This window comes from Arthrobacter sp. UNC362MFTsu5.1 (assembly GCF_000685965.1).
In the GTDB taxonomy this organism is placed as follows: Bacteria; Actinomycetota; Actinomycetes; order Actinomycetales; family Micrococcaceae; genus Arthrobacter.
In genome coordinates, this window is record NZ_JMLE01000014.1 from 54,132 (window position 1) to 67,940 (window position 13,809).

Here is a 13,809-nt window from a genome sequence, read left to right on the forward strand (position 1 = left end):
ACATGGAAAACTTGGATGTCAACAAAGTCATCTTGGGTGGCACCCCGGTTGATCTGATGGATCCGGAGCCGGCCCTGGAACTAATCCTGGATCGGGCCGGAGAGCTCGGCCTTCCGCCAATGGGTGTAGCCTCCGTCAATCTCGACCATCTGCACCACTTTGGTGTCGGTGGCCGATGGGAAGGCACGCTGCACGCCGATCCAGCCAGCACGGTCGAGTGGCTCTATTTGCTCGATGGTGCGCCGCTCGTGTCGCAGTCCCAAAGGCTGACCGGGCACCGCTGGCCCCGGCTGGCCGGCAGTGACCTCGCCGCGCCGCTGCTGACGCGGGCTGAGCAACTGGGCCTTCGGGTCGGTTTTCTCGGTGGCTCCGCGGAAAACCAGCGGCTGCTGGCCCGGAAGATCGAGGAGGAACACCCCCGTTTGCTGGTGGCCGGGATGTGGTCGCCGGACAGGGATGAACTGGCCTCTGCCGAACGCTCAGAACAGATTGCCAAGGACATTGCGGCCGCCGGCGCCCAGATTCTGTACGTCGGGCTCGGCAAGCCCCGCCAAGAGCTGTGGATCGACCGCTACGGGGCATCCACCGGGGCGCCAGTGCTCCTGGCATTCGGCGCGGCTGTCGACTTCCTGGCAGGGAGGGTGCAGCGCGCACCTCAATGGGCCAGCGAGCACGGGTTGGAATGGGGCTACCGCCTCGCACTGGAGCCTAAACGACTCGCCAGCCGCTACCTTATTGACGGCCCGCAGGCGTACATCAAGTTGCGGACTGCTTCCTGCACGGTACCGCCTGTCGTGCGCGAGCGGCCGTCCTCGGCCAGTCCAGCGCCGCGGACACCCGGCCAGTTCACCGGACTTGAGGGCTCGCCGGACGTCGTCGCCGTCGTCGTGACGTATAACAGCGGCGGTAATATCGGCCGTCTCCTGGACAGCCTTCGGGCGGAAACGGAGGATCTGACTTTGCGCGTCGTCGTCGCCGACAACTCCTCCAGTGACGACACTGTAGAGATAATACGGCGGGGCAATCCGGATGCCATCGTCCTCGACACGGGAGGAAATCTTGGCTATTCAGCCGGCATCAACATCGCCATGCGAAGCGCCGGCGACGCACCGGCAGTGCTCGTGCTCAACCCTGACCTTAGGGTGGGTCGAGGCAGCCTACAGAAGATGCTGCACCGGCTGCGCGCTTCCCGTGCCGGAGCCGTGGTCCCCCGATTGACTGACGCTGACGGTGCAACGAGTAGGACCCTCTTTCGCGAACCTGGCGTCACACGTGCCTTCGGCGACGCGCTGCTGGGGCGGCATGCCCCCAACCGGCCCGGCTGGTTGGCAACCATCGACTTGAGTCCTGAAAGCTATGCCCATCCTCACACAGTTGACTGGGCGACAGGTGCCGCGCTGATGGTACGGCGGAACCTGACTGATTCGCTTGAATGGGATGAGTCGTTTTTCCTCTATTCCGAGGAGACTGATTTTTTCCGACGGCTGAGGGCGCTGGGAGGCACCGTTTGGTATGAGCCGGCGGCCACCATGGTTCACGACGGGGGCGGCTCGGGCAGCTCGGCAAAATTAAACGCACTGCTCGCCGTCAACCGTATCCGCTACATCCGCAAGTACCACTCGTCGGTATACGCAGCGGCATTCCGCGGCGCCGTCGTGCTCTCAGAAGCGCTCAGGTGCTGGAAATCGGACCGGCGGGGCGTGCTGCAGACGGTGATCGACGAAGGAAGCTGGCCTCAGTTGCCGGGTCCAACCCGGTCCGACAGCACCGACAGGAGATCAACAGAATTCCCCGCGGGCGCGGTAATTATCCCCGCCCACAACGAACGCAACGTCATCGCACGGGCACTTGCACCGCTGGCGCCACTTGCTGCATCGGGTCAGATAGAAGTGATCGTCGCCTGCAACGGCTGCACTGATAACACTGCGGAAATCGCCCGCACGTTTGAAGGGGTAACCGTGCTGGAGTCGGGCGAGGCGTCCAAACCTGGAGCCCTAAACGCCGGTGATACGGCAGCCTCACTGTGGCCCAGGCTTTACTTGGACGCGGACGTGCAGATCAGCCCGGCTGCTCTTCGAGGAGTGTTCAACGCGCTGGTGCCCGGCGGACCCCTGGCGGCACGTCCGGCCGTGCACTACGATCTTCGGGGCGCCCACCCGATAATCCACTCGTACTATCAGACGCGTTCGCGTTTGCCCTCAGTCCGAAACGGGCTCTGGGCCGGCGGTGTTTACGGGTTGTCCGAAATGGGGCATCGGCGGTTTAAGCGCTTTCCCGACCGGACCGCCGACGATCTCTTTGTTGACCGCCTTTTTGCACCCTCAGAAAAGTCCGTGCTCGACGTGGAGCCGGTGGTGTTTTGTCCGCCGCGGACGCTTAGGGACCAGATTGCAGTGCTTCACAGGGTGTACCGAGGCAACTCCGAACAGAATGCGGCCGCGGGACAGGCCACTACGGCACGGCAGACCTTGACGGAAGTTCTCCGTTCCGTCCGTGGTCCGCTGACTGCCGCAAACGCCGCCGTATACCTGGGGCTTGCCATTGTTGGCCGCCAAGGTGCAAAGGGATCGGGAGTCTGGGAAAGGGACGAAAGCAGCCGCGTTCTTGGACCAACCGGAAGTGCGGGGCCATGAGTTTCGAGGACACACCGTATGCCGTCTCGGTTGGGAAAAAAGGTCCGCCGCGGTTTCTCAAGGTGACCATGTTCTGCGTTCTGGCCGTCCCGCCTTATATGGTCCTTGCGCCAGTCGGCGCAAGCGGAAGCCTTCCAGAACTATTGGCCCTTGGGCTGTTCGGGCTGTGGGCTGTCTCTACTTTGTTGGGCCTGCATGATCCGCTGAGGTTCCGGCACCCGGGGAGGGCAGCCGTCCTGCTTCTGTTGCTGGCTTCCTGCGTTAGCTACGCCCACCTCTTCGCCGGCCTCAGTGGCGCCAGCACTGTCGAAGGCCGTGCCGCCGCGGACCGCTGGATGCTCTTGATGTTTGCTGCAGCCGGTATTGCCTTTGTGACCACCGAGTCCGTCCGCACCATGGATGATGCCATGGCGCTAGTCCGTTGGGTCCTGGCTGGCGGGGCGGTGTGTTGCGTAGTTGCCTTGATTCAATTCACGACTCGCTGGAATCCGCTGGACTCGCTGCCGGCGCTGATGGTCGGATTTACTGAAAATGGGAGCCCGAGTGCGTTTCAATCCCGGGGGGCGTTGATGCGGGTGGCGGGAACTACGCTACACCCCATCGAGTTGGGTGTGGTCAGCGCCATGCTGCTCCCGTTGGCCATCTGGCGCGCCCTGCACGACCGGAGGGGCAGGAAGGGAATGCACTGGATCTTGGTGTGCCTCCTTGTGCTCGCAAATACCATGACGGTTTCCAGATCAGGACTCATCGGCCTCGTTATCGCAACAGTGATCACCATCCCATTCCTCCCCAGGACAGCCAAACGCTGGTCGGCTGTCCTCATACCGGTGGGCGCTGCCGGTCTATTTGTCGGAGTTCCTGGACTGATCAGCACACTGTTCAACACCAGTACGGCAGGCAGCTCGGACTCATCTATTACGTACCGCACCGACGACTACCCGCTCGCACTCCGCCTGGTCTCTGCCCGCCCGTTGTTCGGCACCGGCCCCGGGACTTGGCTTCCAGCCGAGGCGAAAGACAACTTCGACAATGAGTACCTGCTGGTTGCTGTGACGATGGGCGTAATCGGGCTATGTGCTTTGCTGGCGTACCTTGCGGTCCCCGCGCTTGCTGGTTTGGCGGCAGCAAGGAACGCGCAGGGCAACGAGCTGAAGTTGCTTGCCGCGGCCTGTGCGGCATCCGGGCTCATCGCCACCATAGTGTCGGCAACCTTCGATTCGATGTCGTTTCAGGTCTTCGCATTGCTGGTGCCGTTTTTCATAGGTCTGTCAGGAGCCTCCTGGCTGATGGTCAAGAATCAACTGAACGAAGGCCGGAACGACCCCTCCCGGGTTAACACCGGCAAAGTCACTTGGGGGTAGGAAGAAACCATGGATCCGATTTCCGTAATCAAGACGCTTTGGCGGCACAAGTGGGTTGCAATGCCAGTGGTGGTGCTCACGGTAGTTGCCTGTGTCTACGTAATGTTCTTCGGCCAGCGCACCTATCAGGCCACCACGACCTACGCGCTTATCACTCCGAAAGTGCCCACGGCTCTCGAACTGGAAACGAGCCCTCAGCTGGCCAAGATTAACGGGGACAACCCGTACCTCAGAAGCCCGGACAGCACGCTGCTGTCCCAGGTACTGATCACCAAACTGGGTGCCCAGGAAACAGTCAAGAGCCTGCAGGAACAGGGTCTGGGTACTGAATACTCGGTGTCTCGCGCCAGCAGCTTAGGCTCCGGTATGCTCCTTGAACTCTCTGCTTCCGGTACCTCGCCCGAACAGGCGGTGGACACCGCCGTCGCACTGGGTAACCGTCTCACCAGCACATTGCACGACGTGCAGAAGATCAACGGCGCGGATGAGAGCTACCTGTTTTCGGCGCTTCCGGTGGATGGGCCAGGGCAGGCAGAGGAGATGTTCTCCAGCCGGTTGCGGACCCTGATCATCGTGGGCGTTGGCGGGGTAGTGCTTGTCTTCGGAGCAGTCTCCATCGCCCGTTCCCTCGAGCTGGCCAGCGCCGGCCGGCGGACCAAGGAAAAGCCGGCAAAACATGCCGGCGGTCCCGAGGTGGACTCGCCCGAACGGCAGGTACGCAGTTCCGGGCGCCCAAGAGAATTCGCTGACAACCATCCGTCACCCGCTGACCAAGGCCTCCTGGAAGACGCGTTCAGGGTCCCTGTTCCGGACCGGGAACGCCGGACCTGAGCTACGCCGGGCACCCCGGGGACCCGGCGCCCCTGACCGGCGCCCCTCCGGAACGCCCCGCACAAGTAACCCCGGGGTGCCCGGCGGCAAGGAATCCAAGTACTGCCCTACCCGCCGGGCAGCACCGCGGTTCCCAAGCGGGTAATACGCACTGCGACGGCGGCGCCCCGCGGGAAAAGGCGCGTACGTGACTCTCGTGACCGCGCCGTCGAGTGGCGCGTTGAATGGAAGGGCATACCATTTCTTTTTTGACGAGCGGGAGGTCCCGGTGACCATCAGCGAAGACCGTGCGGTTAGCCACATCGGTGTCATGAGGCCGTGGCTCGGACCGGAGGAAGCGGACGCCGTTGTGCAGGTGCTTTCTTCGGGCCGGACGGTGCAAGGGCCACGCGTAGGGCAGTTTGAAGAGGCGTTCGGATCGGCGCAGCAGGCGCCGCACGCCGTCGCAGTGTCCAGCGGGACCGCTGCCCTCCACCTGGCGCTCAGGGTGGCCGGGGTTCAACAGCAGGACGACGTCGTTCTGCCCTCGTTCTGTTCAGTTGCGAACGCCGACGCCGTTAGCCGCCTGGGCGCCCGGACGGTTTTTGCCGATGTGGAGTCCGGAACCGGCAATGTATCGCGCGAAACCATCGAGGAGGCCCTGACACCGGCAACCCGGGCGGTGATCGTGGCGGACCAGGGCGGCATGCCGGTTGACCTGGAACCCATACGCGAGCTGTGTGATCCGCTAGGCATCACAGTCATCGAGGACGCTTCCTGCGGCGTGGGCTCCACCTACCAGGGACAGCCGGTGGGTGCCGGCGCCGAGCTGACCGTGTGGTCCTTCGATTCGTGTGAGGTCCTGACCACCGGCGAAGGCGGCATGCTGACCACCCGGAACGAGGCGTGGGCCGCCGCGGTCCGGGACCTTCGTGACGACGCCGGGAGTGACGCGGGGTTGGATCACCGCATGACAGATCTGCAGGCCGCCATCGGCCTGGTCCAGCTGGGTCGGCTGCACGAGGCAGTAGCCCACCGCAGGGAAATTGTCGCCAGCTACCAGCTCGCGCTCGCACGGATCGCAGGGCTGCGGTTCATCAAGGACCCGGACTACGGCACCAGCAATTTCCAATCCTTCTGGATGGAGGTGCTGCCGTCATTTGCCTTGCCGCGGGACGAGCTCCTGGAGCGGCTGGCGCGCGACGGTATTTCTGCCGGCGTCGGGCTTACGGCGGTCCATCGGCAGCCGGCGTACTGGGACCGGGACACCGGCGTGGCGGACCTCTCGGTCACCGAGCGGTTGGCGGACCGGCTGGTGGTCCTGCCGGTGTACCACCAGTTGACCCCCGGCGAGCAGTCGAGGGTGCTTCGTTCGGTCCGGCTCGCGGCGGCCGGAATTCCCGTCACCGTTCGGCGGGGCAAATGGAACGGCGGCTTCCGGCGCACAGACGCGGCCAGCGCCTGACGGCCGGATCGTCAGCGGGAGCCTTCGGACTCTTTCGCTGACGATCCGGCGGTGGTGAGTTCGCTGTCGGTCCCTGCGAGCTGGGTCAGCAGGTCCCGGATCTCGGCCAGCAGAGCGGTGTCCGCGGGTATGGGCTCCTCCTCGGGCTCCGCCGTCGCCAGCCGGCTCTTCACCAGCGAATTGATCTTGTTCATGGGCGCCACGAAGATGAAATAGACCACGGCGGCAGTGATGAGGAAGGTCACGAACGCGGTGATGACGCCGCCGATATTGACGAACGTCTTGCTGTTGCCGGGCCAGATGGCGAAGCCCAGGCCCTCGGTCTGGACCCCGCCGGCGGCTGCGATGATCGGGTTCACAATGTTGGTGGTGAACGCGCTGACGAGCGCCGTGAACGCCGTGCCGACGACGACGGCGATGGACAGTTCGATCACGTTGCCGCGAAGGATGAAATCCTTGAATCCTTTGAGCATGGGTACCTCCGGTATGCGTTTCAGTCGGTAATTTAACCCATAGACACTACCAGCCCGGCCCTTCCGGACGCTCCCGGGGAGGCGAGCTTGCCACCGGAGCCGGGCCGCTTCAAGGGGGCCGCCGAACGGCCGGGCGTAGGATTTGAAATGGACGCCAACGCTGCCGCCATCAGACTGGCACCGTACGGAAAGGCGTGACCCCCTTGAAGCTTTTCGCCGAGATGTTCACCATTGCCCCCGGCAATAACGACCATCAGGTCGCGATCCGTTGCGCCGTGGGGGTCTTTGTTCCGCTGATCATCCTGGTCCTGATCGGCCGGAGCGACCTGGCGATCTTTGCCTCCTTCGGTGCCTTCACCGGAATCTACGGTCGCGGGGAGCTCCACCGGAAGCGGCTCTTCATCCAGATGCGCGCCGGTTCCCTCATGCTGCTCGTCATCCTCATGGCCACGTTGTCTGCCCGCGCCGGCCAGGCCCTGGGGCTGTCGGACACCGCGAGCACCTGGACGCAGGTGGCAGCCACCACGGTGGTTGCCGGCGCGTGTTCGCTGGTGATTGCCTTGTGGCGCCACCGGCCGGCGGGTTCGTTGTTCCATATCTTCGCCTTCGCGGCCATTGCTTCGATTCCGAACCAGCCGCCGCTCTGGCAGTGCATGGTCGTCGCTATTCTCACCACCGTTTTCTGCCTGCTGATCGGCATTTCCTCACGCCTGGTGCGGAGCCGCCGAACGCCTTGGGCCATGCCGGCGCCGGCACGGCTAACACAGGAAGAGAAGCGCACCGCCTGGCTCGAAGCGGTGGGTTACGTCGTGGCGGCGGGGCTTGCCGGCACGCTGGCCACCATTGTGGGGCAGTGGCTCGGCTTCGGCCACAACTACTGGGCCATGGTGGCTGCGGTCGTTCCGTTGGTGGGCCGGACCACCCGACACCGTGTGGCCAGGGGGATCCAGAGAATCATCGGCACCGTGCTGGGCCTGATCGTTCTGGCCGGTGTGCTGCTGCTGAATCCTGCCCCGTGGCAGATGGTCCTGGTGATCGCCGCGTGCCAGTTCGGCGCCGAGATGTTCATCGCCCGCCAGTACGTCCTGGCGCAAATATTCGTGACGCCGCTGGCACTCAGTGCCACGCTGCTGGCGGCGCCCGCTGTCCCTGAAGTCCTGCTGCGGGACAGGATCGTGGAGACGGTCATCGGCGCCGCCGTCGGAATCGCCGTTGTGAGTGCCCCCGCCGTTTGGCGGCGGATGCGGGCGTGGGACCACGCCCGGCGCATAGCCGTGTAGGAAGGCCCGCCGCTGGGACCGCCTCGGTTGGAGCGCCCGGCCGCTAGGAAGGCCCGACGGCGGTCCGCTTGCCTGCCGCTGCGGTGACCGCCTGCGGCACCAGGACGAGGGCCGCCACCGCGAGGACGGCCGCGCCGGCGAAGACGTAGAAGCCCCAGGGGTAGGCGATTCCGGCGGCCACCAGGGTGCCCGTCACGGCCGGGCCGAGGATGGCGCCAAGGCGTCCGACACCAGCGGCGAAGCCCAGTGCAGTGCCGCGCAGCCGGGCCGGGAACAGCTGGCTGACCCAGGCGTACACCAGCACCTGCGAGCTAAAGACGAAGACGCCTGTTACGAACACGGCCGCGTTCAGGAGCAGTTCATTCTGGATCTTGACGCTGAGCGCTGCGAGGAAGACGGCGGAGAGGAAGAACCAGAGAAGCACTATCTTTTTGGTTCCATGCTTGTCGGCGAGAATGCCGGCCACCACCAGGCCAGCCACCGCGCCCACGTTAAGAACGAGCAGCAGGGAGAGTCCGGCGTTGAGCGTGTAACCGGCGGAGGACATGAGTTGCGGCAGCCAGGTGTTCAGCCCGTACACCAGCAGCAGGCCCATGAAGGAGGCGACGGCGACGCCTGCCGCGACGAGCGGGTACGGTTTCCGGCCGAGGTCCCGGAAGCTGGCGCGTCCTTCGACGGCGGGCTCAGCGGCCTTGGTGGCATGGGTGCCGGACGCCGGAGAGAGCGCAGGGAGGGATACAACGGCCGGCAGCGTCTCGGGAAGCCTGAACCAGAGGAACGGAACCAGCACGAAGCCGGCCACACCGCCAACCACGAACATGATGCGCCAGTCCGGGATGACCATCAGTGCCAGGAAGGCGGTGGCCACGGCCCCGGCGTGGTAGCCGGTCATGGTCCGTGTGGTGGACTTGCCGGCGGATCCTGCGGGGGCATAGTCGTTCATGTAAGCCAGGGCGGCCGGGAGGCAGGCGCCCAGCCCCAGGCCTGCCAGCAGCCTGAAGATGCTGAAGACGGCAACGTTAGGAGCAAAGACCACGGCAATCGTGAAGATGGAGAACCACGTCACGCAGGCAACCAGCAGGTTCCGTCGGCCGAAGCGGTCGGAGAGCGGCGCAATGAACAGCGCTCCCAGCCCCACGCCCACCAGTGAGATCGTTGCGGCGAACGTGGCGCCGACGGCATCGAAGCCGAGATCGTGGGTCTTGATGAGGGTCGGGATGACGGTGCCGAGCACCACCAGGTCAAAGCCGTCCAGGACCATGGCCAGCCAGCACAGCCAGACAGGCCAGCGTGATTTGTTTTCCAACGACGTCGTTGACATAGCTACCTCAGAGTTGATTTCTTGCCGGTTGGTTTCTCCGTGGCTCCGGCCGGGACCGAACGTTCCCTCTCCTGAGATTTGTACCACTGGCCCCTGTTGTGTGGGACACTTCAAACCATTCAATGGAAGGAGAAATGTGGCCAACTCGGGCTCCGGGGACTCAGTGGTGGACCGCGTGGTCCGCGTCATCGCCGCCTTTCCGGAAGGCGTCAACGTCCTGCCGCTTTCCGAACTCGCGGCCCGGGCCGGGCTTCCGCTCACCACAGCCCACCGGCTGGTCCGGCAGCTGGCGGGACACGGGCTCTTGGATGTCGGATCCGGCGGCTCGGTGCAGCTCGGGCTGCGGCTGTGGGAGCTGGTGAACCGCAATTCGCCCACACTCGAACTGCGCCGGGCTGCCATGCCGTTCATGGAGGACATCCAGCAGGTACTCAACCAGAACGTGAACCTCGCCGTGCTGGACGGCTGGGAGGCCCTCTTCGTCGAGCGCTTGTCGCGGCGCGGCTCCGTGGCCAACCGGGCGCAGGTAGCCGGTCGGATGCCGGTGCATGTGTCCTCCGCCGGGCTGGTCCTGATGGCCAACCAGCCCCACGCGGTCCAGGCGGAATACCTGGCAGGCTTTACGGATCCTGCCGGCAGGCTGACGGTGGAAGAGCTCCGCATCCAGCTGGGGGAGGCCGCGCACCAGGGCTACGCCCAGCTCGCCGGCGTGGTGGATCCGGACACCTGGGGCATTGCCGTCCCGGTGATGAACCGCAAGAAGCGGACGGTGGCGGCCATCGGCGTCGTGGTTCCACTGCGCGAGATGCGCCTACAGGCGCTGGTGCCGGCGCTGCAGACAGCAGCCCGGGGAATCGGGCGACGCCTCGGTGAATCGCAAAGCCTGCCGGAGGGGCGGGACTAAGGTCCGGGACTAGGAGAGGCTCGCCGGGCGAATTCCATTCAACGGAATCCTTGTAACGCGGATCACTCCTGCGGGAGCACACTGTAGCCAGACGATCCAACAGGCCCCGGACACCTCCCCGCCGGGCCCCGCAACGAAGCGAGGAAACACCATGGCAGCCCGAAAAATCATCACCACCCAAGTGGCCATCCTGGGTGCCGGTCCGGCAGGACTGATGCTCTCCCACCTGCTCGCCAAGTCCGGCATCGAATCCACCGTCATCGAAATCCGCAGCCGGAAGGAAATCCAGGAGACGGTCCGCGCCGGCATCCTGGAACACGGCACCGTGAACATGCTGGTGGACAGCGGGGTCTCGGACCGGGTGCTGCGGGACGGCGACCGGCACGACGGGATCGAGCTGCGCTTCAACGGCGAAAGCCACCGGATCGACTTCAAGGACCTGGTGGGGGAGTCGGTGTGGCTGTACCCGCAGACCGACGTGTTCATGGACCTGGCCGCACGCCGTGAGGCCGACGGCGGCGACGTCCGCTACAGCGTCACCGACACCACCATCCACGACATCGAGGGGTCGCCGAAGGTCTGGTTCACGGACTCCGACGGCGTGGAATACGAGCTGCAGGCCGACTTCATCACCGGTGCGGACGGTTCCCGCAGCCACTGCCGCTTCCAGATCCCCGAGGCAGACCGCAAGTGGTACTTCCACGAATACCCCTTCGCCTGGTTCGGCATCCTGGCTGAGGCGCCCCGCAGCTCCGATGAGCTCATCTACGCCAACTCGGACAACGGCTTCGCCCTGATCAGCCAGCGGACCGAGACCGTCCAGCGCATGTACTTCCAGTGCGATCCCAACGAAGACGTGAACAACTGGAGCGAGGACCGCATCTGGGACGCCTTCCGCAGCCGGGTCAACGGCAACGGATTCGAGCTCAAGGAGGGCCCGGTCATCGACAAGATGGTGCTGAAGTTCCGCAGCTTCGTCCACGCCCCCATGCGCCACGGCAAACTGTTCCTGGCCGGCGATGCCGCCCACACCGTGCCGCCCACCGGTGCCAAGGGCCTGAACCTTGCCATCCACGACGTCAAGGTCCTGTTCGAAGGGCTGGAAAGCTTCTACAAGGGAGGTTCCACGGCACTGCTGGACGCCTACAGCGACCGCGCCCTGGAGCGCGTCTGGAAGGCCCAGCAGTTCTCCTACTGGATGACCTCCATGCTCCACACGCCGGTGGATGCCGATGACTTTTCCCGCGCACGCCAGTTGGGCGAACTCAACTCGGTGGTCTCTTCCCGCCATGGCAGGGCCTACCTGGCCGAGGCCTACACCGGCTGGCCGTCCGCCTGACACGTACGGCGTAGACCCTGACGCCTTCGCCGTAGACTCGGTGAATGGACGCCATCACCATCGTCGGCGGGGGCATTGCCGGGCTGGCACTAGCCGCGACGCTTGACCCGGACCGCTTCGACGTCACCGTGCACGAGCAGCGGAACGTCCTCCCGGCAGTGGAAACGTCCCTGGCTATGTGGCCCGAGGCCCAGCGGGCCCTCGAAGCCGTCGGGATCCTGCCGGAAATCCGGGCGGCAGGGTCCGCCTTTGAAGCCATGGCGCTGCGGAATGCCACCGGGAAAGCGTGGCTTCGGGCCGGGGCACCAGACGTCATCGGCATCTCACGGGCGGACCTGCTCCGGCAGCTGGACGCCGCCGTGCCGGATTCGGTAACCCGTGTGTTTGGGGCGGTGACCTCGCTGCCCGCTGGCGGCCTGCTGGTCGGGGCCGACGGCGTGCACAGCGTGGTCCGCGGGGCCTACTGGGGTCCGCGGTCCCGGGAACGGCTCAGCCCCTACCTCGCGCTGCGCGGCGTCATCAACGAACCTGTTCCTGCGGACAGCGGCGGCGAATACTGGGGCCGCGGCGAATTGTTCGGCATCGCGCCGGCTTCCCGGCAGCGGACCTACTGGTACGCCTCCTACCGGTCAGACCTCGGACCTGGCGGCATCGACGTCGAAGCGGCGCTGGACCTCACCCGCCGTCGGTTTTCCGGAAAAGCGGCCGGAATCGTCCGTGTCCTGGCGGGGGCAACACCGGAGGGGACCCTCGCCCAGCGCATTTGGACCGTGCCTGCCCTGCGCAGCTACGTGCGGGCGGGCTCCGTGCTGGTGGGAGATGCCGCCCACGGCATGACGCCCAATCTTGGGCGCGGAGCCTGCGAAGCCCTGGTTGACTCCGTCACGCTTGCGGACCTGCTCAATTCCCGGCCGCTCCCGGAGGCGCTCAAGGCGTACGACAAACGGCGCGTGTTGCGCAGCCAGGCCCTGCGGGTGGCATCGTCGGCAATGACCAGGCTCGTGCTCGCAGAATCCGCCCAGCCGATCAGGGACAGGATTCTCAGCGTGGCCGGGCGGCTCAGCCGCTAAGCCCGCTCGCCGTCGACACCCTGGCGCAGGGTCAGTCCTGCTCCAGGGTCTCCGTCAGGTGGTGCGTGGGGATGCGGTCGCGGTCGTAGGTGATCTCGGTGTACCCGTGCGGTTCGGGCTTGCCGTGCTGGTTGAGGTTCACGAACACGATTTCCTCGATGGTGAGGATGCTCTGCCGGGTGATCATGTTCCGCACCTCGGCGCGCATGGTCAGCGATGTCCGGCCGAACCGGGTGGCAGTCAGCCCCATCTCGATGAGGTCGCCCTGGACCGCCGAGCTGACGAAGTTGATTTCGGAAATGTACTTGGTGACGGCACGGCCGTTGCCGAGCTGCAGGATGGCGTAAATCGCCGCTTCCTCATCGATCCACTTCAGCAGGCTCCCGCCGAACAGCGTGCCGTTGGCGTTGAGGTCTTCAGGACGCACCCATTTGCGCGTGCGGAAAGTGATGTCTGCCGATTCCATAATGCGAGATTAGCCGACGGCGGGCCGCCTGCCGCAGTGTGACGGTCCGCCAGACGCGGTCCGCCACGTGCGGTCCGCCAGGGGACGACGGCGGCCGGCTCCTGCCGCCGTCAGGCCATGGCCGTGTGGGCGGCGCTGTGCGAATCGATCGTCTTCGCGTAGCAGTAGGAGTGTTCCACCCCGATGTACGGCCCGAAGTTGGGCACTTCGTCAAAGCCGCAGCTCTGGTAAAAGTTCCGGCCGTCCGTCTGGGCGGAGCCGGCTTCGGCGGCGATCGAGGTGACGCCCATGCCGTGGGCGTGAGCTTCCAGTGCGGCGAGGATGGAGCTTGCCACACCCGAACCGCGCGTGTAGGGCAGGACGTACAGCCGCTTGATCTCCGCCGTCGTGGAGTCCAGCATCCTCAAGCCGCCGCAGCCCACCGGCTGCCCGGAGCTCTTCTCGTAGGCCACCAGGAATACGGCGGTGTCCACTTCCGACGGCGGCGGGCCGGGTTCGTGGTCCTTCGTGCCGAAGCGGGCGTCCAGTTCCGCCTGCTGTGCCGCACGCAGGTCGGCGCCCACGGGGTTGGCCCAAGTGACCTGCCTGATGTTGAGACGGGGGTTGGTCTGCATCTCTGCCTCGATTCGCCGAAGGGTTATGCAAAATAAGCCTAAGAGGGGGCGGTTTCCGCGGTGTTTCCTGCGG

The 13,809-nt window shown here is 65.2% G+C and carries 12 protein-coding genes; 8 read left to right on the top strand and 4 right to left on the bottom strand.

All coding sequences use genetic code 11. The features are described from left to right. The first annotated feature begins 2 nt into the window (after positions 1–2). The 4 genes from BS38_RS26730 (at position 3) to BS38_RS25200 (ending at position 6,269) form a co-directional block, all read left to right on the top strand. Positions 3–2,633, top strand: a complete 2,631-nt coding sequence (locus BS38_RS26730; protein WP_081818899.1) for a WecB/TagA/CpsF family glycosyltransferase — start codon at positions 3–5, stop codon at positions 2,631–2,633. Continuing rightward, positions 2,630–3,994 carry an O-antigen ligase family protein gene (locus BS38_RS25190; protein WP_051628920.1) on the top strand — a complete coding sequence of 455 codons (1,365 nt, stop codon included), beginning with the start codon at positions 2,630–2,632 and terminating at the stop codon, positions 3,992–3,994. The genes BS38_RS26730 and BS38_RS25190 overlap by 4 nt, the downstream gene beginning before the upstream one ends. Positions 3,995–4,003: 9 nt before the next feature. Further along, on the top strand, positions 4,004–4,825 hold the full coding sequence (locus BS38_RS25195; RefSeq protein WP_051628921.1) for a hypothetical protein: 822 nt from the start codon (positions 4,004–4,006) through the stop codon (positions 4,823–4,825). Positions 4,826–5,093: 268 nt separating this feature from the next. Next, the gene (locus tag BS38_RS25200; RefSeq protein WP_081818900.1) at positions 5,094–6,269 is read left to right on the top strand and encodes a DegT/DnrJ/EryC1/StrS family aminotransferase; all 1,176 of its coding nucleotides are present in this window, start codon (positions 5,094–5,096) and stop codon (positions 6,267–6,269) included. Positions 6,270–6,280: 11 nt separating this feature from the next. Here BS38_RS25200 and mscL read toward each other — a convergent pair whose 3' ends face one another. Beyond that, positions 6,281–6,742, bottom strand: a complete 462-nt coding sequence (gene mscL / locus BS38_RS0114350; protein ID WP_028271443.1) for a large conductance mechanosensitive channel protein MscL — start codon at positions 6,740–6,742, stop codon at positions 6,281–6,283. Positions 6,743–6,945: 203 nt separating this feature from the next. On the opposite strand from mscL, the gene BS38_RS0114355 reads away from it, so the two are divergent. Continuing rightward, positions 6,946–8,022: an FUSC family protein gene (locus BS38_RS0114355; protein WP_028271444.1), complete on the top strand. Its 1,077-nt coding sequence runs from the start codon at positions 6,946–6,948 to the stop codon at positions 8,020–8,022. 43 nt (positions 8,023–8,065) lie between these two features. On the opposite strand, the gene BS38_RS0114360 is transcribed toward BS38_RS0114355, so the two are convergent. Next, positions 8,066–9,343: an MFS transporter gene (locus BS38_RS0114360; protein WP_028271445.1), complete on the bottom strand. Its 1,278-nt coding sequence runs from the start codon at positions 9,341–9,343 to the stop codon at positions 8,066–8,068. A gap of 136 nt (positions 9,344–9,479) precedes the next feature. Here BS38_RS0114360 and BS38_RS0114365 point away from each other — a divergent pair, with 136 nt between their 5' ends. The 3 genes from BS38_RS0114365 to BS38_RS0114375 all read left to right on the top strand — a co-directional run bounded on the left by BS38_RS0114365 (position 9,480) and on the right by BS38_RS0114375 (position 12,656). After that, positions 9,480–10,247, top strand: a complete 768-nt coding sequence (locus BS38_RS0114365) for an IclR family transcriptional regulator (RefSeq protein WP_028271446.1) — start codon at positions 9,480–9,482, stop codon at positions 10,245–10,247. A 151-nt stretch (positions 10,248–10,398) separates the two neighbouring features. Further along, entirely contained in the window at positions 10,399–11,586 is a 1,188-nt protein-coding gene (locus tag BS38_RS0114370; protein WP_028271447.1) for a 4-hydroxybenzoate 3-monooxygenase, read from the top strand. Positions 11,587–11,630: 44 nt separating this feature from the next. Next, the gene (locus BS38_RS0114375) at positions 11,631–12,656 is read left to right on the top strand and encodes an FAD-dependent monooxygenase (protein ID WP_028271448.1); all 1,026 of its coding nucleotides are present in this window, start codon (positions 11,631–11,633) and stop codon (positions 12,654–12,656) included. A 31-nt stretch (positions 12,657–12,687) separates the two neighbouring features. Here the strand turns inward: BS38_RS0114375 and BS38_RS25205 are convergent, their stop codons facing one another. Then, positions 12,688–13,122 (bottom strand): acyl-CoA thioesterase, encoded by a 435-nt coding sequence (locus BS38_RS25205; RefSeq protein WP_081818901.1) that lies wholly within the window; start codon positions 13,120–13,122, stop codon positions 12,688–12,690. A 110-nt stretch (positions 13,123–13,232) separates the two neighbouring features. After that, a complete protein-coding gene (locus BS38_RS0114385; RefSeq protein ID WP_043438736.1) occupies positions 13,233–13,736 on the bottom strand; it encodes a GNAT family N-acetyltransferase in 504 nt (167 codons plus the stop codon). Positions 13,737–13,809: the final 73 nt, after the last annotated feature.

Coding starts and splice junctions, on each gene's coding strand:
- BS38_RS26730 (WP_081818899.1), top strand. CDS start 3: ATGGAAAACTTGGATGTCAACAAAGTCATCTTGGGTGGCACCCCGGTT.
- BS38_RS25190 (WP_051628920.1), top strand. CDS start 2,630: ATGAGTTTCGAGGACACACCGTATGCCGTCTCGGTTGGGAAAAAAGGT.
- BS38_RS25195 (WP_051628921.1), top strand. CDS start 4,004: ATGGATCCGATTTCCGTAATCAAGACGCTTTGGCGGCACAAGTGGGTT.
- mscL (WP_028271443.1), bottom strand. CDS start 6,742: ATGCTCAAAGGATTCAAGGATTTCATCCTTCGCGGCAACGTGATCGAA.
- BS38_RS0114360 (WP_028271445.1), bottom strand. CDS start 9,343: ATGTCAACGACGTCGTTGGAAAACAAATCACGCTGGCCTGTCTGGCTG.
- BS38_RS0114370 (WP_028271447.1), top strand. CDS start 10,399: ATGGCAGCCCGAAAAATCATCACCACCCAAGTGGCCATCCTGGGTGCC.
- BS38_RS0114375 (WP_028271448.1), top strand. CDS start 11,631: ATGGACGCCATCACCATCGTCGGCGGGGGCATTGCCGGGCTGGCACTA.
- BS38_RS25205 (WP_081818901.1), bottom strand. CDS start 13,122: ATGGAATCGGCAGACATCACTTTCCGCACGCGCAAATGGGTGCGTCCT.
- BS38_RS0114385 (WP_043438736.1), bottom strand. CDS start 13,736: ATGCAGACCAACCCCCGTCTCAACATCAGGCAGGTCACTTGGGCCAAC.